25 protein-coding genes are annotated in these 26,667 nt (G+C 56.4%); 15 read left to right on the top strand and 10 right to left on the bottom strand.

What is annotated here, in order from left to right:
- Positions 1-27 precede the first annotated feature (27 nt).
- The 7 genes from phnJ to phnP all read left to right on the top strand — a co-directional run bounded on the left by phnJ (position 28) and on the right by phnP (position 5,240).
- Complete coding sequence (gene phnJ, locus FDW96_RS11545; protein ID WP_252362867.1) at positions 28-819, top strand: alpha-D-ribose 1-methylphosphonate 5-phosphate C-P-lyase PhnJ; 792 nt, start codon at positions 28-30, stop codon at positions 817-819.
- Positions 816-1,574 (top strand): phosphonate C-P lyase system protein PhnK, encoded by a 759-nt coding sequence (phnK, locus tag FDW96_RS11540; protein ID WP_003826710.1) that lies wholly within the window; start codon positions 816-818, stop codon positions 1,572-1,574. Before phnJ ends, phnK begins: the two co-directional genes overlap by 4 nt.
- Positions 1,575-1,681: 107 nt before the next feature.
- Positions 1,682-2,362, top strand: a complete 681-nt coding sequence (gene phnL, locus FDW96_RS11535) for a phosphonate C-P lyase system protein PhnL (protein WP_042312926.1) — start codon at positions 1,682-1,684, stop codon at positions 2,360-2,362.
- A complete protein-coding gene (gene phnM, locus FDW96_RS11530) occupies positions 2,359-3,495 on the top strand; it encodes an alpha-D-ribose 1-methylphosphonate 5-triphosphate diphosphatase (RefSeq protein ID WP_137365721.1) in 1,137 nt (378 codons plus the stop codon). Before phnL ends, phnM begins: the two co-directional genes overlap by 4 nt.
- A gap of 2 nt (positions 3,496-3,497) precedes the next feature.
- Positions 3,498-4,052, top strand: a complete 555-nt coding sequence (gene phnN / locus FDW96_RS11525) for a ribose 1,5-bisphosphokinase (RefSeq protein ID WP_038636371.1) — start codon at positions 3,498-3,500, stop codon at positions 4,050-4,052.
- On the top strand, positions 4,039-4,473 hold the full coding sequence (gene phnO / locus FDW96_RS11520; protein WP_137348835.1) for an aminoalkylphosphonate N-acetyltransferase: 435 nt from the start codon (positions 4,039-4,041) through the stop codon (positions 4,471-4,473). The genes phnN and phnO overlap by 14 nt, the downstream gene beginning before the upstream one ends.
- An 8-nt stretch (positions 4,474-4,481) precedes the next feature.
- Positions 4,482-5,240 carry a phosphonate metabolism protein PhnP gene (gene phnP / locus FDW96_RS11515; RefSeq protein WP_137365720.1) on the top strand — a complete coding sequence of 253 codons (759 nt, stop codon included), beginning with the start codon at positions 4,482-4,484 and terminating at the stop codon, positions 5,238-5,240.
- 3 nt (positions 5,241-5,243) lie between these two features.
- Here phnP and yjdP read toward each other — a convergent pair whose 3' ends face one another.
- Positions 5,244-5,573 carry a DDRRRQL repeat protein YjdP gene (gene yjdP / locus FDW96_RS11510; protein ID WP_042312933.1) on the bottom strand — a complete coding sequence of 110 codons (330 nt, stop codon included), beginning with the start codon at positions 5,571-5,573 and terminating at the stop codon, positions 5,244-5,246.
- A gap of 69 nt (positions 5,574-5,642) precedes the next feature.
- Complete coding sequence (locus FDW96_RS11505; RefSeq protein WP_137365719.1) at positions 5,643-7,907, bottom strand: hybrid sensor histidine kinase/response regulator; 2,265 nt, start codon at positions 7,905-7,907, stop codon at positions 5,643-5,645.
- Positions 7,908-8,021: 114 nt separating this feature from the next.
- Here FDW96_RS11505 and FDW96_RS11495 point away from each other — a divergent pair, with 114 nt between their 5' ends.
- The 6 genes from FDW96_RS11495 to FDW96_RS11470 all read left to right on the top strand — a co-directional run bounded on the left by FDW96_RS11495 (position 8,022) and on the right by FDW96_RS11470 (position 14,227).
- Positions 8,022-9,545, top strand: coding sequence for a sugar ABC transporter ATP-binding protein (locus tag FDW96_RS11495; protein ID WP_042312939.1), 1,524 nt, complete (start codon positions 8,022-8,024; stop codon positions 9,543-9,545).
- Positions 9,538-10,533, top strand: a complete 996-nt coding sequence (locus FDW96_RS11490; protein WP_038636347.1) for a ribose ABC transporter permease — start codon at positions 9,538-9,540, stop codon at positions 10,531-10,533. Before FDW96_RS11495 ends, FDW96_RS11490 begins: the two co-directional genes overlap by 8 nt.
- Before the next feature lie 73 nt (positions 10,534-10,606).
- Positions 10,607-11,548, top strand: a complete 942-nt coding sequence (locus FDW96_RS11485; RefSeq protein ID WP_042312943.1) for an ABC transporter substrate-binding protein — start codon at positions 10,607-10,609, stop codon at positions 11,546-11,548.
- A 119-nt stretch (positions 11,549-11,667) separates the two neighbouring features.
- Complete coding sequence (locus FDW96_RS11480; protein WP_042312945.1) at positions 11,668-12,351, top strand: D-lyxose/D-mannose family sugar isomerase; 684 nt, start codon at positions 11,668-11,670, stop codon at positions 12,349-12,351.
- A 14-nt stretch (positions 12,352-12,365) separates the two neighbouring features.
- The gene (locus FDW96_RS11475; RefSeq protein WP_137365718.1) at positions 12,366-13,226 is read left to right on the top strand and encodes a ketose 1,6-bisphosphate aldolase; all 861 of its coding nucleotides are present in this window, start codon (positions 12,366-12,368) and stop codon (positions 13,224-13,226) included.
- Entirely contained in the window at positions 13,223-14,227 is a 1,005-nt protein-coding gene (locus FDW96_RS11470) for a carbohydrate kinase family protein (protein WP_137365717.1), read from the top strand. The genes FDW96_RS11475 and FDW96_RS11470 overlap by 4 nt, the downstream gene beginning before the upstream one ends.
- 3 nt (positions 14,228-14,230) lie before the next feature.
- Here the strand turns inward: FDW96_RS11470 and FDW96_RS11465 are convergent, their stop codons facing one another.
- Complete coding sequence (locus FDW96_RS11465) at positions 14,231-14,962, bottom strand: response regulator (RefSeq protein ID WP_042312951.1); 732 nt, start codon at positions 14,960-14,962, stop codon at positions 14,231-14,233.
- A 288-nt stretch (positions 14,963-15,250) separates the two neighbouring features.
- Between FDW96_RS11465 and fdhF the strand changes: the two genes are divergently transcribed.
- The gene (gene fdhF, locus FDW96_RS11460; protein WP_079225655.1) at positions 15,251-17,398 is read left to right on the top strand and encodes a formate dehydrogenase subunit alpha; all 2,148 of its coding nucleotides are present in this window, start codon (positions 15,251-15,253) and stop codon (positions 17,396-17,398) included.
- A gap of 103 nt (positions 17,399-17,501) precedes the next feature.
- A complete protein-coding gene (yjcO, locus tag FDW96_RS11455) occupies positions 17,502-18,191 on the top strand; it encodes a Sel1 family TPR-like repeat protein YjcO (RefSeq protein WP_079225656.1) in 690 nt (229 codons plus the stop codon).
- A gap of 53 nt (positions 18,192-18,244) precedes the next feature.
- Here yjcO and gltP read toward each other — a convergent pair whose 3' ends face one another.
- The 7 genes from gltP to nrfA all read right to left on the bottom strand — a co-directional run bounded on the left by gltP (position 18,245) and on the right by nrfA (position 26,410).
- Entirely contained in the window at positions 18,245-19,558 is a 1,314-nt protein-coding gene (gene gltP, locus FDW96_RS11450; RefSeq protein ID WP_038636320.1) for a glutamate/aspartate:proton symporter GltP, read from the bottom strand.
- A 344-nt stretch (positions 19,559-19,902) separates the two neighbouring features.
- Positions 19,903-20,523 (bottom strand): heme lyase NrfEFG subunit NrfG, encoded by a 621-nt coding sequence (nrfG, locus tag FDW96_RS11445; RefSeq protein WP_042312961.1) that lies wholly within the window; start codon positions 20,521-20,523, stop codon positions 19,903-19,905.
- Complete coding sequence (gene nrfF / locus FDW96_RS11440) at positions 20,520-22,733, bottom strand: heme lyase NrfEFG subunit NrfF (RefSeq protein WP_137365716.1); 2,214 nt, start codon at positions 22,731-22,733, stop codon at positions 20,520-20,522. Before nrfF ends, nrfG begins: the two co-directional genes overlap by 4 nt.
- An 8-nt stretch (positions 22,734-22,741) precedes the next feature.
- Positions 22,742-23,698, bottom strand: a complete 957-nt coding sequence (nrfD, locus tag FDW96_RS11435) for a cytochrome c nitrite reductase subunit NrfD (RefSeq protein WP_006688269.1) — start codon at positions 23,696-23,698, stop codon at positions 22,742-22,744.
- Complete coding sequence (gene nrfC / locus FDW96_RS11430) at positions 23,695-24,366, bottom strand: cytochrome c nitrite reductase Fe-S protein (protein WP_038636309.1); 672 nt, start codon at positions 24,364-24,366, stop codon at positions 23,695-23,697. The genes nrfD and nrfC overlap by 4 nt, the downstream gene beginning before the upstream one ends.
- Entirely contained in the window at positions 24,363-24,929 is a 567-nt protein-coding gene (gene nrfB / locus FDW96_RS11425; RefSeq protein ID WP_038636307.1) for a cytochrome c nitrite reductase pentaheme subunit, read from the bottom strand. Before nrfB ends, nrfC begins: the two co-directional genes overlap by 4 nt.
- Positions 24,930-24,973: 44 nt before the next feature.
- The gene (gene nrfA, locus FDW96_RS11420) at positions 24,974-26,410 is read right to left on the bottom strand and encodes an ammonia-forming nitrite reductase cytochrome c552 subunit (RefSeq protein WP_038636304.1); all 1,437 of its coding nucleotides are present in this window, start codon (positions 26,408-26,410) and stop codon (positions 24,974-24,976) included.
- Positions 26,411-26,667 lie beyond the last annotated feature (257 nt).

Below are 26,667 nucleotides of genomic sequence, written 5' to 3'. Positions count from 1 at the left end.
GCGTATCTTGATGAACAGACCAAACGCATGATCCGCCGCGCCATTTTAAAAGCGGTAGCCATCCCCGGCTATCAGGTGCCGTTCGGCGGACGCGAAATGCCGATGCCCTACGGCTGGGGCACAGGCGGCATTCAACTTACCGCCAGCGTGATTGGCGAACCGGACGTGCTGAAGGTGATTGACCAGGGCGCGGACGACACCACCAACGCGGTGTCGATCCGCAACTTCTTCAAACGCGTGACGGGCGTGGCGACGACGGAGTGTACCGAAGACGCCACGCTGATCCAGACCCGCCATCGCATCCCGGAAACCCCCTTGGTGGAAGATCAGATAATCATCTTCCAGGTGCCAATCCCTGAGCCGCTGCGCTTTATTGAACCGCGCGAAACGGAAACCCGCACCATGCACGCGCTGGAAGAGTACGGCATCATGCAGGTGAAACTGTATGAAGATATTGCCCGCTTCGGCCATATCGCCACTACCTACGCCTATCCGGTGAAGGTCAATAACCGCTACGTCATGGACCCGTCGCCCATCCCGAAATTCGACAATCCGAAGATGGACATGATGCCGGCCCTGCAACTGTTTGGCGCAGGTCGCGAAAAACGCATCTATGCCGTTCCACCTTACACCCGCGTAGAGAGCCTCGATTTCGACGATCACCCGTTTACCGTGCAGAGCTGGGATGAGCCTTGCTCCATCTGCGGCTCTACCCACAGCTATCTCGATGAAGTAGTGCTCGATGACACCGGCAAACGCATGTTTGTCTGCTCCGACACCGACTACTGCCGCCAACAGAGCGAGGCTCTCAGCAAATGACGCAACCGCTGCTTTCAGTCAACAACCTGACTCACCTCTACGCGCCGGGCAAAGGCTTCAGCGACGTCTCGTTTGACCTGTGGCCTGGCGAAGTGCTGGGTATCGTCGGCGAGTCCGGTTCCGGCAAAACCACCCTGCTGAAATCAATCTCTTCACGGCTGACGCCGCAGAACGGTGAAATTTTGTATCAGAACCGTTCGTTGTACGGTATGAACGAGGCCGACCGCCGCCGTCTGCTGCGCACCGAGTGGGGCGTGGTGCATCAGCATCCGCTGGATGGCCTGCGCCGTCAGGTTTCCGCAGGCGGCAATATCGGCGAACGCCTGATGGCCACCGGCGCGCGCCACTATGGCGACATCCGTGCCACCGCACAGCGTTGGCTGGAGGAGGTGGAGATCCCTGCCTCACGTATCGACGACCTGCCGACCACCTTCTCCGGCGGGATGCAGCAACGCCTGCAGATCGCCCGCAACCTCGTCACCCACCCAAAGCTAGTGTTTATGGATGAACCCACCGGCGGGCTGGACGTGTCGGTACAGGCCAAACTGCTGGATTTGCTGCGTGGCCTGGTGGTGGAACTGGATCTGGCGGTGGTGATTGTCACCCACGATCTGGGCGTGGCGCGTCTGCTGGCGGACCGTTTGCTGGTGATGAAACAGGGTCAGGTGGTGGAAAGTGGGTTAACCGACCGCGTGCTCGACGACCCGCATCATCCGTATACCCAGCTGCTGGTGTCGTCCGTATTGCAGAACTGATTTTTTGTTGTGCCCGATGGCGCTGCGCTGATCGGGCCTACCTGGATCGCACTTTTGTAGGCCGGATAAGGCGCAGCCGCCATCCGGCAAAAAATCTCGAGGCAAAAATGATTCGCGTTGAAAACGTCAGTAAAACCTTCGTGCTCCACCAGCAAAACGGCGTACGTCTGCCGGTGCTGCAAAACGCCACTCTGGCAGTGAAAAGCGGCGAATGCGTGGTGCTGCACGGCCACTCCGGCAGCGGAAAATCCACGCTGCTACGTTCGCTGTACGCCAACTACCTGCCAGATGAAGGACACATCCACATTCGCCACAGCGATGAATGGGTCGATCTGGTGCAGGCCCCGGCGCGCAAAGTGCTGGAAGTTCGCCGTTCAACCATCGGCTGGGTGAGCCAGTTTCTACGCGTGATCCCAAGGATTTCCGCGCTGGATGTGGTGATGCAGCCGCTGCTGGATCTCGGCGTATCCCGTGAAGAATGCGCCGCGAAAGCCGCCAGCCTGTTAACACGTCTCAACGTGCCGGAACGCCTGTGGCACCTTGCGCCATCGACCTTTTCCGGCGGCGAACAGCAGCGCGTCAACATCGCCCGTGGGTTTATCGTCGATTACCCGATTCTGCTGCTCGATGAGCCGACCGCCTCACTGGACGCCAAAAACAGCGCCGCCGTCGTCGCTTTAATTGAAGAAGCGAAAGCCCGCGGCGCGGCCATTGTCGGTATTTTTCACGATCAAACCGTGCGCGACCGCGTAGCGGACCGCCTGCACCTGATGGGAACAACAGCATGATTATCAACAATGTAAAGCTGGTTCTGGAAGATGAAGTGGTGCAAGGATCGCTGGAAATTGCGGGCGGGTTTATTCGCGCCTTTGCCGAAACCCAGAGCCGTCTGCCGGAGGCTTTAGACGGCGAAGGCGGCTGGCTGCTGCCAGGATTAATTGAGCTGCATACCGATAATCTGGATAAATTCTTCACCCCGCGTCCGAAGGTCGACTGGCCTGCCCACTCGGCGATGAGTAGCCATGACGCGCTAATGGTCGCCAGCGGTATTACTACCGTGCTGGATGCGGTGGCGATTGGCGACGTGCGCGACGGCGGCGATCGGCTGGAAAATCTGGAGAAGATGATCAACGCCGTGGAAGAGACGCAAAAACGCGGGGTCAATCGCGCCGAACACCGCCTGCATCTGCGCTGCGAATTGCCGCACCACACTACACAGCCGCTGTTTGAAAAACTGGTCGGGCGCGAGCCGGTGACGCTGGTTTCACTGATGGATCATTCGCCGGGCCAGCGCCAGTTCGCCAATCGAGAAAAGTACCGCGAGTATTATCAGGGCAAATATTCGCTCACCGACGAGCAGATGGCCCGCTATGAAGAAGAACAGTTAGCGCTGGCGGCGCGTTGGTCACAGCCCAATCGCACGGCGATTGCCCAGATGTGTCGTGAGCGCCAGATTGCGCTGGCGAGCCATGATGATGCCACCCATGATCATGTGCTGGAATCGCACCAGCTTGGCAGCGTGATCGCCGAATTTCCCACCACCTTCGAAGCGGCTGAAGCCTCGCGTCAGCATGGTATGAACGTACTGATGGGGGCGCCCAACATCGTGCGCGGCGGTTCTCACTCCGGCAACGTGGCGGCGCATAAGCTGGCTGAACTGGGGCTGCTGGATATTCTCTCTTCCGACTACTACCCCGCCAGCCTGCTCGACGCGGCATTTCGCGTAGCGGATGACGACACCAACCGCTTTACGCTGCCGCAGGCGATTCGTCTGGTGACCCGCAATCCGGCGCGGGCATTGAATCTCGACGATCGCGGCGTTGTTGCCGAAGGTAAACGGGCGGATCTGGTGCTGGCACATCGCAAAGGCGGCAACATCCATATCGACCACGTCTGGCGTCAGGGCAAAAGGGTATTCTGACTATGGGGAAACTGATCTGGCTGATGGGGCCATCCGGCTCTGGTAAGGACAGTCTGCTGGCAGAACTCCGCCTGCAGGAACCCGCGCAACTGCTGGTGGCGCATCGATACATCACCCGTGCCGCTAACGCCGGGAATGAAAATCATATTGCGCTGAGTGAACAAGAATTTTTTACCCGCGCCGGGCAGAATCTGCTGGCGCTGAGCTGGCACGCGAACGGCTTCTACTACGGCGTGGGCGTGGAGATTGACCTCTGGCTGCACGCCGGTTTTGATGTGGTGGTCAACGGATCGCGCGCCCATCTGCCCCAGGCGCAGGCTCGTTACGGCGCGTCGTTACTTCCTATTTGCTTACAGGTCTCCCCAGCGATTCTACGGCAGCGTCTGCAGGCGCGTGGGCGGGAGAGTGAAACGGAAATCGCCGCCCGCCTTGAACGCGCGGCCCGCTACGCGCCATATGACTGCCACGTCCTCAACAATGATGGCAGTTTGCTACAGTCTGTCGATACACTGCTCGCACTGATGGGACGCAAGGAGAAGAAACATGTCTGTCTGTGAATTACGCCGCGCCACGCTCTACGATACCGATGCGGTTTACGCGCTTATCTGTGAACTCAAGCAGGGACAATTCGATCACCAGGCCTTTAACGCCGGATACGCCGCGAATCTGCAAGATCCTAATATGCACTACCAGCTGGCGCTGCTCGACGGGCAGGTCGTCGGCTTGATCGGTCTGCACCTGCAGTTTCATCTGCACCACGCCAACTGGATTGGCGAGATTCAGGAACTGGTGGTGATGCCACAGGCGCGAGGATTAACGGTAGGCAGCCAGCTACTGGCCTGGGCCGAAGCCACCGCGCGCGAAGCAGGCGCAGAAATGACCGAGCTTTCCACCAGCACCCAACGCCTTAACGCGCATCGTTTTTACCAGCGCGAAGGCTATACCCAGAGCCATTTTCGCTTCACCAAACCGTTGTAGGAGGAGCCATGAGTCTGACCATTACGCTGACGGGAACCGGCGGCGCGCAGCTGGTGCCGGCATTTGGCTGCGACTGCGCGGCCTGTCAGCGGGCGCGCTTACAGGCGCAATACCGTCGACGCCCCTGTAGCGGGGTGGTCAAATTCAATCATGCGGTGACCCTGCTGGATGCGGGGATCCCGTATCTGATGGACGACTGGCCAGCGGGCAGCTTTCAGCAGTTTCTGCTGACCCACTATCATATGGATCATGTGCAGGGGTTGTTCCCGTTGCGCTGGGGCGTGGGGGCGAGCATCCCGGTGTACGGCCCACCGGATGAGCAGGGTTGCGACGATCTGTTTAAGCATCCCGGTATTCTCGATTTTAGCCATACCGTTGCGCCGTTCGTGGTATTTGACCTGCAAGGGTTGCAGGTGACGCCGCTGCCGCTCAACCATTCAAAGCTAACGTTTGGCTATCTGTTCGAGACCGCGCACAGCCGCGTGGCGTGGCTCTCCGACACCGCCGGGCTTCCCGATAAGACGCTGAAGTTTCTCCACAATAACCCACCGCAGGTGATTATCATCGACTGCAGCCATGCCCCGCGAGCCGAGCCGCCGCGCAATCATTGCGATCTCAATACCGTCATCGCGCTGAACGAGGTTATGCGCTGTCCAAGGGTGATCCTGACGCATATCAGCCACCAGTTCGACCAGTGGTTAATGGAAAATCCGCTGCCGGCAGGCATCGAAGCAGGATATGATGGGATGGAGATTGTGCTGGAGTAACAGCTAACGATCATAATCTTCTTCCATTCTGCGTTCTTCGTCTTCTAACTGACGCCGTTCCTGATCGAGCTGGCGCTGGCGGTCATCCAGTTGGCGACGTCGGTCTTCAAACTGACGGCGGCGATTATCATACTGTCTGCGTCGATCGTCACTCATCTGACGCTGCCAGCTTTCATCACGAGAGTCATCATAATCCCGCCCGTTGTCCGGTTTGTATGCGTCGTTAATCGCCTGCTGAATATTGCCGATGGCGTCATCGATAATATCCGCCTGCGCCGAAACGGTGGTCATCATCAGCAGAGTGAAAAGTAAGAATGTCGTGGAGCGTTGCATAAAACCAGCCTCATCGAGAAACTCGCCCCACGGTAATCAAAGCGAATTTGCGCGGGTAGCGGAGGAATCTCAATTACGCGAATGTCGCAGCGCTTGCGCCAGTTCTGTCCGGGTAAAGGGTTTACGCAATAACGCCACATCCGGCAGCGCTGGGTTATGGGCTGGACGTAAATCCTGACCGCTCATCAGCAGGATGTTCAGCTGCGGATAATGTGCCTGGGCATGGTTAACCACATCCACGCCGCTTAAACCACCTGGCAGCATGACGTCGCTGATAAAAATATCAATCTCGGATGAAGCCGCCAGCATATGCAACGCCTGTTCGCCGTTGGCGGCTTCTAATGTCAGGTAGCCCAGCAGGTGTAATTGCTCACACAACGTCTGGCGCACATCAGCCTCGTCCTCAAGCACCAGCACCAGTTTTTCGCCACTATTAGCCGCGTGTTCCGCTATCGGTTCTGCCTCTGCCTGTACCGGCACTACGGCGCGAGGAAGCTGCAACCTGACCGTCGTTCCCTGCCCGGGAGCGCTTTCAATCTCCACACGCCCACCGGACTGACGTACAAAGCCGTAGACCATTGATAACCCCAGCCCGCTGCCGCTGCCGGTCTGTTTGGTGGTGAAAAACGGTTCAAAGACCTGAGCTTTCACCTCCTGCGACATCCCGCAGCCCTGGTCGGCGACCTCCAGCATCACCATATCCTGCTTACGCCCATCGCTGCGCATGACCCGCTGGTTCCAGGTACGGATTTTAATCGTGCCCGCCTGCCCGTCCATGGCGTCACGGGCGTTCATCACCAGATTGATAATGGCGTTTTCCAGTTGGCTGACGTCAATCCACGCAGGCCAGGCGGGAGACTGGGCTTCAATCTCCAGCGTCAGCGTGGCCGGGAGCGAATGGCGCATCAGTTCGCCCAGGTTTTCCAGCAGCGTTTTCAGCTCCACCGCATGAGGGTGCAACGACTGTTTGCGCGAAAAGGCCAGCAGCCGCTGGGTAAGCAGCGCCCCGCGCTCGGCGGCTTTAAGCGCCCGATTGACCCGCGGCGCATCGGGTGAATCTGGGTTCACCAGATCCAGACTGCCAATAATCACCGCCAGCAGGTTATTGAAATCATGCGCTAATCCGCCCGTCAGTTGCCCCACCGCCTTCAGCTTTTGGCTGTGCAGCAGCGCCTCTTCCAGTTCCTGGCGCTCGGTGCGGTCGATTTCCATCTGGCTGGTTTTTTCTTTGAGTAATCGGGTTGTGTGCTCCAGCGACGCCGTATTCCGGGCAAAGACGCTAAAAGCACGGGCCAGTTCGCCCAGCTCATCGCGCCGCTGCAGGGCAGGAACGCTGACGTCCGATTCACCGTGCGCCAGCCGGGTCATCGCCTGCGAAATTGCCGTCAGGTTAGAGCCGAGATTACGATAGATATACCAACCGGCAAAACCGGTAATCACTACGGCCAGCAACGCAAACACCATAATAAACAACGCGCCGGATTGCAGTTCCTGATGGCTTTGCGCCACCCGCTGCTCAGAAATCAGCGCCACCTGCGAGGCATATTGATTGATATCGCTATTAAGGATCGCCACCAGCGCTTTGATATGAAACATATACCAGTTGATCGCCAGATCGCTCTGCTCCAGCGCGGAAGAAAGCGGCTCCAGCTTATGCAGTTCCTGATTGAAATCGTTGAGGATTCTGCTTATCAACGGGCTGGAGTGATGTAAAGGCAGCGCGGTCATCACGCTGTCGAGTTGTTTCACTACCGATCGCGGCGTGGGAGTCTCAATGGCGGCAATGATCAAGCGGTCTATTTGCCCCAGCAGCATGTCATCCTGCGCGCCGGTAAGCGTTTGCAGATGGCGCAAATAGCTTTGATTCTGATACAGCGAACTGAGCAGCGCGTTACGTTCCAGATGCCGCAGCTGTCCGCGCTGCAACATCCCTTCTACGCTACTTTGTAACTCATTGCTGCGCTGGATAATACGCTCGACCAGCACCGGCTCCTGCTGAGCCAGCGGCGCGGTAGCCAGTTGTTGCAGCGAATGCTTCAGCGCCCGCTGGGTCTCCTGCAACCGCTCCGCTTCACCTTTGTATTCCAGCGCACCGACCACCTGCGAGAGCCGCACCGCCGCCGTCGCCACATTGGCCGTATCGCGCGCCAGGTTCATGCTGCCGGTCATGTCATCGACAGTTTGCTGCTGTACCTGCTCCTGAATTTGACTGGCATGCTGAAACCCCAGCACCGCCACGCCGCTCACCATCAGCGTGACCGCCACGACCAGCAGATTGAAGAACAGCAATCGTCCGCGCGCACTGGCGAAAAAGTGACGTCCCGGTTGCGGCATATCACGCTCCGTGAAGAAAAATCGCAATATGACAAATATGAACGGCTTCTGACATTTTGCATTTACATTCCTGTGATGGACTGCTGATATCGGCCACCTCACAGGAGATCCGCTATGAGCAGGACACCGGTTCTGGAGATGCGCAACATTGCCAAAGCGTTTGGCAAATTTTACGCGCTGAAAGGGGTCGATTTAACCGTCTGGCCGGGTGAGATTCATGCCCTGATGGGCGAGAATGGCGCGGGGAAAAGCACCCTGATGAAGATCCTCGCGGGTGCCTATACCGCCACCAGCGGCGAGATCCTGATTGACGGTCAGCCGTTCCACATTCGTGGACCAAAAGATGCGCTCAGCGCGGGCATCACGCTGATTTATCAGGAGATGCAGCTGGCGCCCAACCTGACGGTGGCGGAAAATATCTTTCTTGGCAGCGAGCTGTCGCGCGGCGGTCTGGTCCAGCGTAAAGAGATGGTGCTGCAGTCGCAGAAAGTCATCGACCGACTCGGCGCCCAGTTTAAGGCCAGCGACCGTGTGATGACGTTGACTATCGCCGAACAGCAGCAGGTGGAAATCGCCCGCGCTCTGCACCGTAACAGCCGCATTCTGGTGATGGATGAACCCACCGCCGCCCTTTCGTCACGTGAAACCCACCGCCTGTTCGAACTGATCATGCGCCTGCGCGATGAAGGGATGGCGATTATTTACATCAGCCACCGCATGGCGGAAGTGTACGAACTTTCCGATCGCGTCAGCGTCCTGCGCGACGGGCAATACGTCGGTAGCCTGACCCGCGACAAGCTCAACGCCGCGGAGCTGGTGCGCATGATGGTGGGCCGTCCGCTAAGCGATCTGTTCAACAAAGAGCGCGATATTCCCTTAGGGAAAGCGCGCCTCAACGTCCACCACCTGACCGACGGCCATAAAGTCCAGCCGTGCAGCTTGTTGGTGCGCTCCGGGGAGATCGTCGGCCTCGCCGGGTTAGTTGGCGCCGGGCGCTCCGAACTGGCGCAGCTGATTTTTGGCGTGCGTAAAGCCATCGGCGGCATGATTGAAGTAGACGGTGAACCGGTGGTGATCCACTCCCCGCGCGAAGCGATTGATCACGGCATCGGCTTTCTGACCGAGAACCGCAAAGAACAGGGGCTGTTTTTAGAACTGGCGGCAGCAGAGAACATCACCATGGCGACGCTGGAACGCGATGCCAACTGGGGCATGCTCGATCGCAAAAAGGCGCAGGCCATTTCCGATGACGCTATCAAACTGCTCAACATTCGCGTGCCGCACGCGCAGGTACGCGCAGGTGGGCTGTCCGGCGGCAATCAGCAAAAATTATTGATCTCACGCTGGGTGGCGATCGGCCCACGCATTTTGATCCTCGATGAACCCACGCGCGGAGTAGACGTTGGCGCGAAAAGCGAGATCTACCGGATCATGAACGACATGGCGCGCAAAGGCGTGGCGATCCTGATGATCTCCAGCGAATTGCCGGAAGTCGTTGGCATGAGCGATCGCGTGTACGTCATGCGCGAAGGCAGCATTGCCGGCGAGCTGAACGGACAAAGTATTACCCAGGAAAATATTATGACGCTGGCGACCGGCGTGAACGACTCCCATCATCAGGCGGTGCCCCATGAATAATCCAACCACTCCCCAGCAGGTGGCGAAATCCACCACCGCAAAAAAGATGCTGATGAGCGATCTGATGCAAACGGTCGGCATCTTACCGATTTTGATCCTGATTGTGGCGGTATTTGGTTTTATTGCGCCCAATTTTTTCACCGAGAGCAACCTGCTGAATATTACCCGCCAGGCCTCGATCAATATCGTGCTGGCGGCTGGCATGACCTTTATCATTTTGACCGGCGGGATCGATCTCTCAGTTGGCTCGATTCTCGGCACCACCGCCGTAGCGGCGATGGTCGTTTCTCTTATTCCTGAGTTTGCCATGCTGTCGATTCCGGCTGCGCTGATGCTCGGCCTGGTGCTGGGGCTGTTTAACGGTGCGCTGGTGGCTTTTGCCGGGCTGCCGCCGTTTATCGTCACGCTTGGAACCTATACCGCGCTGCGCGGCGCGGCCTATCTGCTGGCCGATGGCACCACGGTGATTAACTCCAACATCAGCTTTGAATGGATCGGCAACAACTATCTCGGCCCGGTTCCGTGGCTGGTGGTCATTGCGCTGGCGGTGGTGGTGGTGTGCTGGTTTATTCTGCGCCGCACCACGCTCGGCGTACATATCTACGCGGTCGGCGGCAACATGCAGGCCGCACGCTTAACCGGGATCAAAGTATGGCTGGTGCTGCTGTTCGTCTACGGCATCAGCGGTTTGCTTTCAGGTCTGGGCGGGGTGATGAGCGCCTCGCGGCTGTACAGCGCCAACGGCAACTTAGGTATGGGTTACGAGCTGGACGCCATCGCGGCGGTAATCCTCGGCGGCACCAGCTTTGTCGGCGGGATCGGCACCATCACCGGCACGCTGGTGGGGGCGCTGATCATCGCCACGCTCAATAACGGCATGACGCTAATGGGCGTCTCCTATTTCTGGCAACTGGTGATCAAAGGGGCGGTGATCATCATAGCGGTGCTGATCGACAAATACCGTACCCGACACCATCAAAGTGCATAGACAAGCTTGCCGGATGGCGGCGTAATCGCTTTGTCCGGCCGATAACAACAATACCCTACGTGAGGAAACGAGTATGCGTTTGAAGCCATTAGTGACCGCGCTCTGTGCTGGCGCACTGCTTGCTGCAGCTCCGTTTGTGCAGGCAAAAGAACTGAAATCGATCGGCGTTACGGTGGGCGACCTGGCGAACCCATTCTTCGTGCAAATAACCAAAGGCGCGGAGCTGGAGGCACGTAAACTGGCGGGTGATAGCGTCAAAGTGACGCTGGTCTCCAGCGGCTACGATCTGGGGCAACAGGTGTCGCAAATCGACAACTTTATTGCCGCCAAAGTCGACATGATTATCCTTAACGCCGCGGACTCCAAAGGCATCGGTCCGGCGGTAAAACGCGCGAAAGACGCCGGGATTGTGGTGGTGGCCGTTGACGTGGCGGCGGAAGGCGCAGACGCGACCATCACCTCCGATAACACTCAGGCGGGTGAAATGGCCTGCAAATACATTACCGACCGTCTGAAAGGGAAAGGCAACGTCGTCATCATCAACGGACCGCCGGTTTCCGCCGTCCAGAACCGTGTGGAAGGCTGCCAGACCGAGTTCAAACGACATCCGGACATCAAGGTGCTGTCGTATAACCAAAACGCCAAAGGCAGCCGCGAGGGCGGGCTGGAGATCATGACCGCGCTGCTGGCGGCAAATCCGAAGATCGACGGTGTATTCGCCATTAACGATCCCACGGCGATCGGTGCCGATCTGGCGGCAAAACAGGCGCAGCGTAACGAATTCTTTATTGTCGGCGTCGACGGATCGCCAGACGGTGAAGAGGCGCTGAAGCGCGAAAACTCATTATTTGTGGCGACGCCGGCACAAGATCCGCAGGTGATGGCTGCCAAAGCGGTCGAAATCGGCTATGACATACTGCAGGGGAAACCCGCCCCAAAAGAGCCCGTGCTGATCCCGGTGACAATGATCGATAAAAACAACGTTGCCAATTATAAAGGTTGGACGGTGAAATAACCCGCCACAGCAACGTCGGATAGCGGCAAAAATGCCTTCTCCGGCCTACAAGATCGGTATGAATTTGTAGGCCGGAGAAGCGCAGCGCCATCCGGCATTATTCTAAGGAGAATTCTGCGATGAAACGCTCCGCAATAAACGAAATCCTTGGCCACACGCGCCAGTTTTTTTCTCTGCACGACGTGCACCTCCCCCCTTTCGCCAGTTTCCCGCCGACCCAATGGCGCAAGCTTGATGCTTCTGCCTGGAGCGAAGTTTTCGACCTTAAGCTCGGTTGGGATGTCACCGCCTTTGGCGGCAACAATTTCGCCGCGCAAGGGTTAACGCTGTTCACCCTGCGTAATGGCTCGCCGAAAGGTATGCCTTACGAGAAATGCTACGCCGAGAAAATCATGCATGTTCGCGAGGCGCAGGTCACGCCGATGCATTTTCACTGGCGCAAACGCGAAGACATTATCAATCGTGGCGGCGGTAATTTAATAGTGGAACTGTGGAATGCGGGGCTGCGGGAGCAAACGGAGGACAGCGACGTGAACGTGGTGATTGACGGCTGTCGGCAAACCCATGCCGCGGGCAGCCAACTGCGCCTGACGCCGGGTGAGAGCATCTGCCTGCCGCCGGGCCTGTATCACAGCTTCTGGGCGGAAAAAGGTTTTGGCGACGTGCTGGTTGGCGAGGTCTCATCTATTAATGACGACGACCACGATAACCATTTTCTGCAACCTATCACCCGCTATAACGACATTGAAGAAGATGAACCGGCGCAGCTGGTGCTGTGTAACGAATATCGCCTGTTCCGCTAACCAAGGAGCGCATTATGCCGTTGATATCTCTCGCCGATGGCCTCGCCCATGCCCGTGAGCACCGCTATGCATTAGGCGCATTTAACGTTCTGGACTCGCATTTCCTGCGCGCCCTGTTTGCCGCGGCTAAACAGGAACGTTCGCCGTTTATAATCAACATCGCCGAGGTGCATTTTAAATATATCTCGCTGGATTCTCTGGTCGAAGCGGTCAAATTCGAAGCCGCCAGGCACGACATTCCGGTGGTGCTGAACCTTGACCACGGCCTGCACTTTGAGTCAGTGGTGCGGGCGCTACGCTTAGGTTTCAGTTCAGTGATGTTCGATGGCTCCACGCTGGAGTATGAAGAAAATATCCGCCAGACCCGCGAAGTGGTGAAGATGTGTCATGCCGTCGGCGTCTCGGTGGAAGCCGAACTGGGTGCGGTGGGCGGTGATGAGGGCGGCGCGCTGTACGGTCATGCTGACGAGTCGTTGTTTACCGACCCGATGATGGCGCGTGATTTCGTCGACAGAACCGGGATTGACGCGCTGGCGGTCGCCATTGGCAATGCGCACGGCAAATATAAAGGCGAACCGGAACTCGACTTCCCGCGTCTGGACGCTATTCGCCAGCAGGCGGCGATCCCGCTGGTACTGCACGGCGGTTCAGGCATCAGCGATAACGATTTCAAGCGTGCAATTGAACTCGGTATTCACAAAATCAACTTCTACACCGGCATGTCGCAGGCGGCGCTGACAGCGGTAGAGTCGCGGATGGCCAATCGCCAGCCGCTGTACGACGAGTTTGCCGAACTGCTGCTGGCCATTGAAGAGGCCATTACCGATACCATTTCTGAACAAATGCGCATTTTTGGCAGTGCGGGGCAGGTCTGATGGAACGCAAAGGCGTTATCGCCGCAGGTAACATGCTGGTCGATCATGTCCATCAAATTGTGCAGTGGCCGGAACGCGGCTGGCTGGCAGAAATCACTCGTAGCGAACGCGCCACGGGCGGTGCGCCGCTGAACGTGCTGCTGACGCTGGCAAAAATGCACACTGGGCTGCCGTTGCAGGCGGTGGGATTAATCGGTCAGGACAGCGACGGCGACTACATCATGGCGATGCTGGAGCAGTATCACGTTAATCGCCAACATGTGCAGCGCACCACATTCGCCCCCACATCGATGTCGCAGGTGATGACCGATCCCAGCGGTCAGCGCACTTTTTTTCATTCGCCCGGTGCCAATCGACTACTGGATTTACCCGCCTTTGAGCAACTGGATACCTCGATGAAAATCTTCCATCTTGGCTATCTGCTGCTGCTCGACAGTCTGGACATGCCGGATGAGGAGTACGGGACGCGTAGCGCACGGCTGCTGGCGCAAATGCGCGACAACGGCTTTGAAACGTCGTTGGATCTGGTCTCGCGTAAGGGCGATCCGCGCTACCAACCACTGGTGATGCCGGCCCTGCGCTATCTCGACTATCTGGTGATTAACGAGCTGGAGGCCGGGGAGTTCAGCGAGCTGGAGATTCGCCAGCCCAACGGCGAGCTGCATATTCCCCATATCGCTACCGCCGCGCGCGAACTGCTGGATGCAGGCGTGCGCCAGCGGGTGGTGATCCACTGTCCGGAAGGTGCCTGGGGTGAAGCGCCGGATCTGCCGGGCGTCTGGATACCGTCACAGTTACTGGCGCAAGAAGAGATTGTCGGCAGCGTCGGCGCAGGAGATGCGTTTTGCGCCGGATTTTTGTATGGCTGTCATGAGCGCTGGTCGCTGGCAGACAGCATCAGATTGGCGCACGCCTGTGCGCGGGCAAGCTTGCTGTGCGCTAACGCGATAGATGGCGCGAAAACGCTGGCAGAGTTAAAAGCGACTATGGCTGATGCCTGACGATCACGCCGCTTTATCGTGATGCTGCACATCGGCGGCAAACACATAGCCCAGCCCGCGCAGGGTTTTGATCAGCATTGGCTGATGCGGGTTGTTCTCTATTTTGCGCCGCAGCCGCATGATTAACACGTCAATGGTGCGGTCAAACACCTCAACGCTGTCGCTGCGCGTCAGTTCCAGCAATTGCTCACGGCTGAGCACCCGACGAGCGTTTTGCGCCAGCGCCAGCAGCAGGCTGTATTCGCCCTGCGTCAGCTCCACCTTCAGTTGTTGAGGGTTATGTAACTGGCAACCGGCGGTATCCAGATGCCAGCCATTAAAGGAAAGTCCCGTGGTTTGCGGACTGCCGCTTTCAGGCGTCAACACGCCAACGCGTCTGAGCACCGCCTTTACCCGCGCCACCAGCACCCGCGCATTGAACGGTTTGCCGATGTAGTCGTCAGCGCCCATTTCCAGCCCGACGACCACATCCGACTCGCTGCCTAAGCCCGTCAGCATGACTACCGGTAATCCAGGCCTCATCTTTTGCACCTGCTGCAACACCATCAGACCGTTGATATCGGGCAACATCATGTCCAGCAATACCAGAGCGATATCCGGCTGAGTCTCAATGCAGCGCAGCGCCTCCTGTCCGCTATGGCACGCGCTCACTGCAAAGACGTGCTCGCTCAGCACGTCCTGTAATAGCGTGCAGACAGCCTCGTCATCATCCACAACCAGTATGGCTGGCTTCATTGTTTTTCCCCATTTCTGGCCAACTTAAATGAGTGTGATTGATTCTGCACAGAGTGACAGCGATAAGGCACAAGGTTGTGCGGGAAACATAACCTCGGTCACACTGCCGGACCGTCACGTATTGGAGATTCGTCACGTCAAATATGACGACAGCCTGTTTTTCGTCAGAGTTTTGACCAAAAATCGCCCGTAATATCGACTAATGCCCCTGAAAAAAACATGGCATAAAAGATGCATAAGCAAAGCGACAAGCGCGTATGCGCGATTTGATTAACTGGAGCGAGACCGATGAAAAAAGTCGTCACGGTTTGCCCATATTGCGCATCAGGTTGCAAAATCAACCTGGTGGTCGATAACGGCAAAATCGTCCGGGCTGAGGCGGCGCAGGGGAAAACCAACCAGGGTACCCTGTGTCTGAAGGGCTACTATGGCTGGGATTTTATTAATGATACCCAGATCCTGACCCCTCGCCTGAAAACCCCAATGATCCGTCGCCAGCGTGGCGGCAAACTGGAATCTGTTTCCTGGGATGAAGCGCTGAATTACGTCGCCGATCGCCTGAGCGCCATCAAAGCGAAGTACGGCCCGGACGCTATTCAGACGACCGGTTCATCTCGCGGTACAGGTAACGAAACCAACTATGTAATGCAAAAATTCGCGCGCGCCGTTATTGGTACCAATAACGTTGACTGCTGCGCTCGCGTCTGACACGGCCCTTCGGTTGCAGGTCTGCACCAATCGGTCGGTAACGGCGCAATGAGTAATGCTATCAATGAAATTGATAACACGGATTTAGTGTTCATCTTCGGGTATAACCCTGCGGATTCCCACCCGATCGTGGCGAATCACGTAATTAACGCTAAACGTAACGGGGCGAAAATTATCGTCTGCGATCCGCGCAAAATTGAAACCGCGCGTATTGCCGACATGCACATCGCGTTGAAAAACGGCTCGAACATCGCGCTGCTCAACGCCATGGGGCATGTCATCATCGAAGAAAAACTGTACGACCAGGCGTTCGTCGCCTCCCGTACGGAAGGATTCGAAGAGTACAGCAAGATTGTCGAAGGCTATACGCCGGAGTCTGTCGAAGATATCACGGGCGTTAGCGCGCACGATATTCGTCAGGCTGCGCGTATGTACGCCACGGCGAAAAGCGCGGCAATTCTGTGGGGCATGGGTGTGACCCAGTTCTATCAGGGTGTGGAAACCGTGCGTTCACTGACCAGCCTCGCGATGCTGACTGGTAACCTCGGTAAGCCAAGCGTGGGCGTTAACCCGGTTCGTGGCCAGAACAACGTTCAGGGCGCATGCGACATGGGCGCGCTGCCGGATACCTATCCGGGCTATCAGTACGTTAAGTTCCCGGAAAACCGCGAGAAGTTCGCTAAAGCCTGGGGCGTGGAAAGCCTGCCTGCACATACTGGCTATCGCATCAGCGAACTGCCGCACCGTGCGGCGCATGGCGAAGTGCGCGCGGCGTACATTATGGGTGAAGATCCATTACAGACCGATGCTGAGCTCTCCGCAGTGCGCAAAGGCTTTGAGGATCTGGAACTGGTCATCGTGCAGGATATCTTCATGACCAAAACCGCCGCTGCCGCAGACGTTATTTTACCGTCTACGTCATGGGGCGAGCATGAAGGCGTCTTCTCTGCGGCTGACCGTGGCTTCCAGCGCTTCTTTAAAGCCGTTGAGCCGAAGTGGGATCTGAAAACGGATTGGCAGATTATCAGTGAAATCGCCACCCGTATGGGCTACCCGATGCACTACAACAACACCCAGGAAATCTGGGACGAGTTGCGTCATCTGTGCCCGGATTTCTACGGCGCCACTTACGAGAAAATGGGCGAACTGGGCTATATTCAGTGGCCTTGCCGCGACACCTCAGATGCCGACCAGGGTACGTCTTACCTCTTCAAAGAGAAATTTGACACCCCGAACGGCCTGGCGCAGTTCTTCACCTGCGACTGGGTAGCGCCAATCGACAAACTCACCCCAGAGTACCCGATGGTACTGTCGACGGTGCGTGAAGTCGGCCACTACTCTTGCCGTTCGATGACCGGTAACTGTGCGGCGCTGGCCGCGCTGGCGGATGAGCCTGGTTATGCCCAGATCAACACCGCTGACGCAGAGCGTCTGGGTATTCAGGATGAAGATCTGGTGTGGGTTAACTCACGTAAAGGGCGGGTTATTACCCGCGCGGCAGTCAGCGATCGTCCAAACAAAGGTGCGATTTACATGACCTACCAGTGGTGGATTGGGGCATGTAATGAACTGGTAACCGAGAACTTAAGCCCGATTACCAAAACGCCGGAGTACAAATACTGTGCCGTTAACGTTGAACGCATTGCCGATCAGCGCGCTGCCGAGCAGTATGTTATTGATGAGTACACCAAGCTGAAAGCCAGCCTGCGCGAAAGCGCGATGGGTTAGTCCGTTTACGTACCTGTTCTGCAACAGCCTCCGCCCGGAGGCTGTTTTTTTATCCATACGATCTCTTTATACTGTTCATTCCGTACCCTAAATAAAACTCAAAATGAAACAACTTCTTGCATTGATGTTCCTCGTGACATTCTTTGCCCATGCCAGTGATACTGAGCCAGGAAGCCAGTATTTACAGGCAGCAGAGGCAGGTGACCGACGCGCACAGTATTTTCTCGCCGATACCTGGTTCAGTTCAGGCGATTTGAGTAAAGCCGAATACTGGGCGCAAAAAGCCGCCGACAACGGTGATGCGGATGCCTATGCTTTGTTGGCGCAGATTAAGATAACCAACCCGGTCAGTCTGGATTACCCTCAGGCCAAAACGCTGGCGGAAAAAGCGACGCAGGCGGGCAGTAAGGCTGGGGAAATTACGCTGGCGCGTATTCTGGTGAACACCCAGGCAGGCCGCACCGATTACCCCAAAGCCATTACCTTGCTGCAAAACGCCTCCGAGGATCTGGAGAATGACTCCGCCGTCGACGCGCAAATGCTGCTCGGGCTGATTTACGCCAACGGCGTAGGCATTCCTGCTGACGATGAGAAAGCGACGTGGTATTTCAAGCGTAGTTCAGCCATTTCCCGCACCGGTTATTCCGAATACTGGGCCGGGATGATGTTCTTAAACGGCGAGCAGGGTTTTATCGAGAAGAATAAACAGAAAGCGCTGCACTGGTTGAATCTGAGCTGTATGGAAGGATTCGATACCGGCTGCGAAGAGTTTGATAAGTTAACCAACGGGTAATAGTTTGCATTGCCGGATGGCGGCGCAAGCGCCATCCGGCAATCTGTCATTAATTACTGATTAGCGGTCTTATCAAATTTACCCAGCACATCGCGCTCATAGGCCAGCGCTTTCTTGCGGTCAAATTTATGTTCCCACTTGGCGATAACCAGCACGGCCAGCGCATTACCCACCACGTTCAGCGCAGTACGCGCCATATCGAGGATACGGTCAACACCGGCAATAAACGCCAGACCTTCCAGCGGGATCCCTACGCTGCCGAGCGTTGCCAGCAGCACCACAAAAGATACGCCCGGCACGCCCGCAATCCCTTTCGAGGTCACCATCAGCGTCAGCACCAGCACGATTTCCTGCCACAGCGACAGATCGATACCGTACAACTGAGCAATAAAGATAGCGGCGATACTCTGGTACAGCGTTGAACCATCAAGGTTGAATGAGTAACCGGTCGGCACCACAAAGCTGGTGATTGACGCCGGTGCGCCGTAGGCTTCCATCTTCTCGATAATACGCGGCAGCACGCTCTCGGAACTGGCGGTCGAGTAGGCCAGAATCAGCTCGTCTTTCAGAATGCGGATCAGGATCCAGATGCTCAAACCGCAGATGCGCGCGACGATCCCCAGCACCACCAGCGCGAAGAACAGGATGGCGAAATGCACCAACAGCACCAGCTTCGCCAGCGGCCACAGGGAGGCAAAACCGAAGTTCGCGACGGTAACAGCGATCAGCGCAAAAACCCCGACTGGCGCGTAACGCATCACCATGTGCGTCACTTTAAACATGGTTTCGGAGATCGAGCGGAACACGGTAACCAGCGGCTCGCGGTGAGTTGCCGGCAGAGAAGACAGACCTAAACCGAACAGTACCGAGAAGAAGATAATCGGCAGCATGTCGCCTTTTGCCATCGACGCGACGATGTTGGTCGGCACCAGTGACAAAATCGTGCCCATCAGGCCATGCGCGTGGCTCTGCACTTCCGCGGTGGTGCTCTGATATTTCGAAATATCGACGGTTGCCAGTTGCGACATATCTACCCCGGTACCGGGCTGGAACACGTTCGCCAGCGTGATACCAAGGATAATCGCCACGGTGGTGATCACTTCGAAATAGATAATCGTTTTGGCGCCAATACGGCCCAGCTGTTTGGCATCGCCCACCCCGGCGATACCGACAATCAACGTAGAGATAACAATTGGTACGACGATCATTTTGATCAGGTGGATAAAGATATCGCCCGCCGGAGACAGCAGGTTTACAATCAGCCATTCACGGCTGTCACTATGGTAATGCAGGTAACTCCCTAGCAGAATGCCCAGCACCATAGCGATTAGAATCTGCCATGCCAGGCTGACTTTCAAATTTTTCATAACAACGGACTTCCTCGATGGAGCGCTATTCCACATGCAGCGCGTGGGAATAGTACATACTGAAAGGGTATGATTTGTGTTGCGTTCGTTTATGGAGTTTTTTAACGCTTATTATCATTATCATCTGCATGGCATTCAGCGCAACCCTCTGAGAACAGGGCCTTTCGCTGATTATTTGCATAAAAATGCAATTTTATCGGGGTAATGATGAATAACTTTTTGTTATAAAAGAATTTTAATATGATCAAAAATGAAGAAGTCAGGATATGAGTTTTTTTTGCTCGCTTGTTCGTTCGCCTGTTTTTTAAACAGGAAAAATGATACAAATCACAAATAAAACAAATTTATTTTTGCCGATTCTGCAACAACTTCGCCATATTAATAGAGTCAATGAGCTGTGCCCGGTTCACCCTCGGCGAGTTTAAATCCATAACCTTTTGCCACACTGAAATAGCCTGGGCGTAGTCTGCCTGCATAAACGCATCGGAAGCTAACAGCATCAGCGCAGTGACCTCTGCCGGGTCAAGCGCCAGAGCCTTATCAATCATCTCGCGAGTGGGCGGCGTCATATGTTGTCCGGCCTGGTAATACAATACCGTTGCCATCGCTGAATAGATCTCAGCATTTTCACCGCCGACACGCAGCGCCTGTTCGTAGGCCAGCAGCGCATTATGATACGCGTTTTGCCACAGATAGTACTCACCCAGTTGCGCCCATTTCACGGCGTCCTGTGGATTAGCGCGAATTTGCGATTGCAGAGATAGCAGCCGTTTTTCCTGAATATTTTCATCAGAAAAAGCATGTAAGGGGTCTGCCAGACGCGCCTGCTCCTGACGTGCCGCCTGCCATTTTGGCGTTAACAGGTAACCGCCGATGCAGGCCACAACCATCAGCCCCACCGCAACAGCCAGCCGCTTCACGGGCATTGGACGTAACGGCGCAGTGGAATGTTCGGCCTGGCTCATTGTTCATCCTCCTGCGCACGCTGACGCTTTCTCACCCGCCAGACCACCACGCCCAACAGCAATAACAGCAGGCACGGCAGCGCCCACAATAGCAGCGTTTGCTCATTCAGCGGCGGGTTGTAGCGCACGAAATCACCATAGCGGTCGGTCATCCAGGCGGTGATTTCTGCTTCGCTTTTACCTTCGGCAACCATGCTGTAAACCTGATGGCGCATACTGACCGCCACGGGCGCATTGGATTCCAGCAAGTTCTGGTTCTGACACTGCGGACAGCGCAGCTGACTGGCAATAGACAGCGCTTTCTCCTGCTGCTGCGGGTTGGCAAACGTCCATGTGTCCACCACCTGGGCATGGGTGGCAAAAGGCAGAAAAATCAGTAAAGCCAAAAGTAACATCGTTTTGCCGGATGGCGGCGTGAACGCCTTATCCGGCCTACCCTGCTTTTCACTCGTAGGCCTGATAAGCGCAGCGCCATCAGGCAATAACTCAGGATGCTTCCTCCCTCGCCATGCGCTCAGCAACGCGCCAAACACCATCAACAATCCCCCTCCCCAGATCCAGCGCACGCCAGTCTGCACGTATAAGCGCATGGCGTAACGGTCCGGTCCGGTTTTTTCTCCCATCACTGCGTACCAGTCATGCATCAGATTCCAGCGGATACCCGGCTCCATCATCTGTTGACGACGCGCGGCATAGAAGCGCCTTTCAGGCTGCAGGCTACCGATACTCTGCTCATTTTGCCACAACGTGATCAGCGCTTTTTCACTGGTGTAGTTACCTTTGGCTTCCAGGTCGAGACGCTCAAAACGGAAAATGTAGCCCGCCAGATCCACCTGCTGCCCGGGGCTCAGATTCAGGCTTATCTCCTGACGACTACCGCTGGAAAAGACGATCCCTGCCGCAAACACCAGTACCCCGGCATGCGCCAGCAGTGCGGGAAGCTGACAACGCACAGAGACTTTGCGGCTTCTGATCGTTGCCAGAACGATAACCAGCAGCATCAGCAGGCCAAAGGGCAGCGTGGCGCGGTTAAAGTACGGAGCGCCCACGGAGAGCCGCCCCCAGCCAAACAACCCGTAAATCATCGGATAGAGGGTGCCAATCAGCACAATCAGCAGCACCGCGCAAAAAAGTAATAGCGCGACCAGAATCAGCATCTCGCGCGACCAGCCGCCAAAACGCGCACTCTGGCGGACTTGCTGGCCTCGCCAGGCGTACAGCCCCAGCGACGCCAGGCTCAATACGCTAAACAGCGCAAACAGCGGCGCGGCACGCACGTTATCCAGCGCGAAAGCATGCACCGAAACGAGAATGCCGGAACGCACAATCAGCGTCCCCAGCAGCGATAAGATCAGCGTGACAATCGCCAGCAACAGCGACCAATGGCGGAAGATCCCCCGCTGGCGCGTGACATACAGGCTATGCAGCAGCGCGCTGGCGGAGAGCCAGGGTAATAAGGAGGCATTTTCGACCGGGTCCCAGAACCACCAGCCGCCCCAGCCCAGCTCGCAGTAGGCCCACCAGGAACCGAGGATTATCCCCAGCGTCAGCGCGCACCAGCCGGGCAGCGCCCAGCGCCAACACACCCAGGCGCTCTGCGCGTTAAAGTCACCGCGCAGCAGTGAGGCCAGCGCCACGCCCGCGGCTACCATCAAACCACCGTAACCCAGGTACAGCAGCGGCGGGTGGAGGATTAACCCAAGATGTTGCAGCATCGGGTTAAGGTCCCGTCCTTCTATAGCAGGCGGGAAAATACGCACGAAGGGATCGGACCAGACCACCACAAACAGCAGCAACAGGGCCGTCACCATTGACAGGACGCTGAGCGTCAGCGGAAACAGCGCGTCCTGTTCACGCCGGGCGCGTAAAGCGAACAGCGCGCTCCAGCCGGAAAGAAACAGCACCCACAGCAGCAGCGATCCTTCATGACCGCCCCATACCGCCGCCAGTTTTAATCCCCAGGGCAGCAGGCTGTAGCTGTGCTGGGCAACATACACCACCGAGAAATCGCTGGTCAGAAAGCAGAATACCAGAATAGCAAAAGCCAGCAGCAGCAGCGCAAACTGCGTCCATATGCCCACGCTTGCCAGGCGCATCACGCCCTGCCAGCGCTGGCGGACCCCCACCAACACGGCAAGTGGGGTCAACACGTTGACCCCGAGGCTTAATAAGAGCGCCAAAAAACCGGCTTCAGGAAGGAGAACGTCCAGATATCACCTTACGCAACGGTTAGCTGACCCGCATAGAGAATGAAAAAGCGCAGCAGCAGTACGCCGGTCAGGCTGGCGCCGCATACTGCCAGCACGCCATGAAACGTCGAACTGCGGTTGGCCCAAGGTTTTAGCAACATCGGCAGTATCAGCCCAAGCCCAGCCACGCCAAGCCAGAACCACCAGGTCCAGAATCCGCCGCCCAGTGCCGCCGCCAGCGCGCGCATTTTGCCGTCATCGCCCAGGGCCAGGCCGACGAAGAACGCCGCCAGCAGGAAGATCTCCAGCCATACCACCGGGACCTCCATGCGATGCACAAAGTGCGCTTCAGTGCTGTGCGGGTTGCTACGATGGCGTAACGCCATGGCGATCAGCGCCACCGCCGCGCCGGAGGAAATCCCGGAGAACAGGAATAGTACCGGCAGAATCGGGTTATTCAGGAACGGGTAGGACTTCAGCGCCGACAGCAGAAACCCGGTGTACGCCCCGAGCAGAACCGCCAGCACCAGCATTAACGTCTCCAGCGCACGATGAAACGGCGTTATCAGCGTCAGCGCTTTCTGCACGATCCCTAACCGCGGCAGCCAGCGTTGTTGCAGGGCAATCACCTCTTTTTCAAAGATTTTTGCCAGCCACAGCACCAGTACCACCATATACAACTGGAACAGCATGACCCCCATCGACATCACCGAAGTGAAGCTGTAGTGGAACATCAGTTTCCAGAAGGTCCACGGCCGCGTCAGGTGGAATACCAGAATCAGCAAACCGAAGATAATCGCCCCCGGCCCTAACACCAGCGTAGTGCGCAGCAGCGTGCTGTCCGAACCGCCCGCCTCCGGATGGAAGCGGCGCAGCAGAATCGCCAACGTCACCAGTCCGGCGGAGATGCCAATCAGGAACAGATAGATGGCGATGGGCCAGTCCCACACCAGTGATTCAAAATGAAATGCAGAAGCGGGTGTCATTGGCTCACCTCCCCATATTTAAAGGGAACGCGGTAGACCTTCGGCTTTGTGCCCAGCGCCAGCTTGTAACGGTAGGTGGTTTTCTGCTGCAACAAACGGGAGATATCGCTGTTGGGATCGTCCAGATTACCAAACGTCAGCGCCTTCGTCGGACATGACTCAACGCAGGCGGGCTGTTTGCCCGCTTTCAGGTTAGTTTTCCGGCAGAAATCGCATTTATCCGCCGTTTTGCTCACCGGATGGATAAAGCGCACGCGATAAGGACACGCGGCGATGCAGTACTGACAGCCAACGCAAAGGTCAGGGTTCACATCCACAATGCCGTTGGCGGCATCGCGATACGATGCCCCCGTCGGGCAGACGTCAACGCAGGGGGCATGGTCACAATGCTGGCACGAGTGGCGGAAAAAGCGATATTTCACATCAGGAAACGTCCCCTGCGGCTCGCTGCGAATAATCGTCAGGCGCGATACGCCTTCCGGTACGTTGTTGACTTCCCGACAAGCATCCATGCAGGCCGTGCAGCCGATGCATAATGACTCATCATGTACCATACCGTAACGCACGCCGTTGATGTTCAACGTCTTTGCCACAACGCGTCCCGCCGTCCCGCTCACTGCCACCAGCGCGCCGACGCCGGTGATAAACTGGCGACGAGAGCAACTCATGGATGCTCCTTAAGCAACGGAACCGACGCCGGGTTAAAGTTCGGATTGTTACGCTGATCGCTGTGGCAATCGACGCAAATCTTGATCCGTCCTTTATCGCTTAGCGTCTGCATCGTGTCTTGCTTCGGATGCAGTGAGTGACAGCTGGCGCACGCTACTTTTGTGACGTGGACATCGTGCGGCCAGAACGCTTTTTGCAACTGCTCAGGCAGGTGACAGGACATACAGACGCTGTTCTGCTGCTCCACATTGTACATTGGCTCATTAAAGCGCATCACATCCTTCACCCCTTCGCGGTGGTTCGGTGACGGCTGGCCGTGACAGTTGGTGCAGGTGACCGGCAGTTTGTTGTTCGGGTTAATGACTTGCGCATGTTTACCATGCATGCCTTCGGTATCCGGCTTGTGACAATCCAGACAGGCAGCATCCGGATTACGCTGCTGAGTAACCGTCCAGCGTTGATCCGACTCCTGCGGCGTTGGCGTGGCAGTGATTCCACTCAGGCTCCAGAACAGGCCTGACGCCAGCACCCCAGCAGTTAATAACGAACGTAATACGCTCATATTCACTCCGTTGAGTTATCCGCCCCTTACGGGGCGGAATGGGGTTATTGGCTTAACAGACCGTTTTTACGCGCCTGCTCTTCCCACTGCGGAATCACCGTTTTGATGAAGTCCTGCTTCTCAGCATTGATTTGCTGCATGTTCAGACCAATCGCCGCCTGGGCTTTCTCTTTGGTAGAGATATCCGGTAACGGGATTTCATGCGTGATGCCTTTGGTCGCCAGCAGACGAACCAGTTTGGTACGCGCGTCGGCGGCTTTATCCATTGCGCTACCCAGCATCCGCAGACCTTCTTCCGGCGCGTGCATATGGATGCCGTGTGAGGCGATAGACAGGTCCCAGCGCCATTGCGCGTGACGGATATCTTCCAGAATCGGCTTCATTTCCGCTTCGGTCGCACCCGCATCCCATGCGGCTTTCGCTTCGAAATGCGCATGTACCAGTTGATCTTCAACCTTGATTTTCAGGTCATGAATGGCCTGTTTACGCTCGGCGACCACTTTTTGCAGGGACGCTTTGTCCTGGGTGTGGCAGTTCGCACAGGTCTGGGCGAAGTTATCGAACGGATTGCCAATCTTGTGATCGGTATAGATCTTACCTTCCGCGTTTTGCACTTTCGGCATGTGGCAGTCGATACAGGTCACGTTGTTCTTACCGTGAATGCCCGCGCTCCAGGTTTCATACTCCGGGTGCTGCGCTTTCAGCATCGGGGTTTTGGACAGGGAATTAGTCCAGTCAGAGAAGGCGATGGTGTCGTAGTATTTCTCCATGTTCTCGACTTTCATGCCCTCATCCCACGGGAACTTAACGGCTTTGTTCTTACCGTCGAAGTAGTACTCCACGTGGCACTGGCCGCAGACCATGGATTGCTGATCAAAGCGACCAGCTTTCTCAAATGGTTTGCCGATAGCTTCCATCGCGCGCTCAGCGTAAGGACGCGACAGTGTCAGTTCTGGCTTGCCTTTGGCGAAGTCCGGCGACGCGGTGTTATGGCAATCTGCACAACCGAGGTTGTTAACAATTTCCGGACCGCCGCGCGCCCATTTACCGTGGAAGTAACCATCTTCACCGTCTTTCTGGATCAGACGCGCCACATCCGGGCTTTTACAGCTCCAGCAGGCCATCGGCAGCGGGCCGTCTTCGGCCGTTTTTGGTGCGCCGGTACGTAAAGTTTCACGTACATCGGTCACCGCATACGCGTGCCCGCGCGGTTTGTTGTAATCGCGCGAGAATGGATATCCCGCCCACAGGATCACCAGACGCGGATCTTCTGCCAGCGCATCTTCACGGGCTGATTGCTCAGACGTGGCTTTCCAGGAGAGATATTGATCGGGATGCTGAGGGGCGAAGGTTTCATTCTTCGCTTCAACGGTGACGGTCTTTGCGGGTACAGGAGTTTGTTCAGCGTGAACAGCAGAGATAAATAATAAAGGTAATAACAGGCTGAAGAAACGGCGTACGCGTGATTTTGTCCTTGCCATAGGGGTCTCATCCAGATGACGCCATTATCTGCAATGGCGGTTCTTTTATTGTTTTCCATAACAGCAACCACACGAATACTGTCATGACATTGCTCCCCCCAATTTGTAACAAGAAACCACACTGAAAATGTTGTCTTTAATCAATTGTAAGTGTATGTAAAATACCACTTTAGAGTTAGTTACCCCCTCAAACCCCTCACTCTTTTGTTTAATTCTGAGGCAGATCACCTTTTCAACAATTTTCAGATAACCTCATG

This window comes from Citrobacter sp. TBCS-15 (genome assembly GCF_005280815.1).
Classification (GTDB): Bacteria; Pseudomonadota; Gammaproteobacteria; order Enterobacterales; family Enterobacteriaceae; genus Citrobacter; species Citrobacter werkmanii.
The sequence above is the reverse complement of the archived record's forward strand: the minus strand, read 5'-3'. Positions and strand labels throughout refer to the sequence as shown.

Excerpts from the sequence above, each read along its gene's own strand:
- phnL (WP_042312926.1), top strand. The coding sequence starts at position 1,682 with ATGATTCGCGTTGAAAACGTCAGTAAAACCTTCGTGCTCCACCAGCAA.
- nrfD (WP_006688269.1), bottom strand. The coding sequence starts at position 23,698 with ATGACACCCGCTTCTGCATTTCATTTTGAATCACTGGTGTGGGACTGG.
- phnO (WP_137348835.1), top strand. The coding sequence starts at position 4,039 with ATGTCTGTCTGTGAATTACGCCGCGCCACGCTCTACGATACCGATGCG.
- gltP (WP_038636320.1), bottom strand. The coding sequence starts at position 19,558 with ATGAAAAATTTGAAAGTCAGCCTGGCATGGCAGATTCTAATCGCTATG.
- FDW96_RS11475 (WP_137365718.1), top strand. The coding sequence starts at position 12,366 with ATGCCGTTGATATCTCTCGCCGATGGCCTCGCCCATGCCCGTGAGCAC.
- FDW96_RS11495 (WP_042312939.1), top strand. The coding sequence starts at position 8,022 with ATGAGCAGGACACCGGTTCTGGAGATGCGCAACATTGCCAAAGCGTTT.
- phnN (WP_038636371.1), top strand. The coding sequence starts at position 3,498 with ATGGGGAAACTGATCTGGCTGATGGGGCCATCCGGCTCTGGTAAGGAC.
- phnJ (WP_252362867.1), top strand. The coding sequence starts at position 28 with ATGATCCGCCGCGCCATTTTAAAAGCGGTAGCCATCCCCGGCTATCAG.
- FDW96_RS11480 (WP_042312945.1), top strand. The coding sequence starts at position 11,668 with ATGAAACGCTCCGCAATAAACGAAATCCTTGGCCACACGCGCCAGTTT.
- yjdP (WP_042312933.1), bottom strand. The coding sequence starts at position 5,573 with ATGCAACGCTCCACGACATTCTTACTTTTCACTCTGCTGATGATGACC.
- phnK (WP_003826710.1), top strand. The coding sequence starts at position 816 with ATGACGCAACCGCTGCTTTCAGTCAACAACCTGACTCACCTCTACGCG.
- nrfC (WP_038636309.1), bottom strand. The coding sequence starts at position 24,366 with ATGAGTTGCTCTCGTCGCCAGTTTATCACCGGCGTCGGCGCGCTGGTG.
- FDW96_RS11465 (WP_042312951.1), bottom strand. The coding sequence starts at position 14,962 with ATGAAGCCAGCCATACTGGTTGTGGATGATGACGAGGCTGTCTGCACG.
- nrfA (WP_038636304.1), bottom strand. The coding sequence starts at position 26,410 with ATGGCAAGGACAAAATCACGCGTACGCCGTTTCTTCAGCCTGTTATTA.
- nrfG (WP_042312961.1), bottom strand. The coding sequence starts at position 20,523 with ATGAGCCAGGCCGAACATTCCACTGCGCCGTTACGTCCAATGCCCGTG.
- phnM (WP_137365721.1), top strand. The coding sequence starts at position 2,359 with ATGATTATCAACAATGTAAAGCTGGTTCTGGAAGATGAAGTGGTGCAA.
- nrfB (WP_038636307.1), bottom strand. The coding sequence starts at position 24,929 with ATGAGCGTATTACGTTCGTTATTAACTGCTGGGGTGCTGGCGTCAGGC.
- FDW96_RS11485 (WP_042312943.1), top strand. The coding sequence starts at position 10,607 with ATGCGTTTGAAGCCATTAGTGACCGCGCTCTGTGCTGGCGCACTGCTT.
- FDW96_RS11490 (WP_038636347.1), top strand. The coding sequence starts at position 9,538 with ATGAATAATCCAACCACTCCCCAGCAGGTGGCGAAATCCACCACCGCA.
- yjcO (WP_079225656.1), top strand. The coding sequence starts at position 17,502 with ATGAAACAACTTCTTGCATTGATGTTCCTCGTGACATTCTTTGCCCAT.
- phnP (WP_137365720.1), top strand. The coding sequence starts at position 4,482 with ATGAGTCTGACCATTACGCTGACGGGAACCGGCGGCGCGCAGCTGGTG.
- FDW96_RS11505 (WP_137365719.1), bottom strand. The coding sequence starts at position 7,907 with ATGCCGCAACCGGGACGTCACTTTTTCGCCAGTGCGCGCGGACGATTG.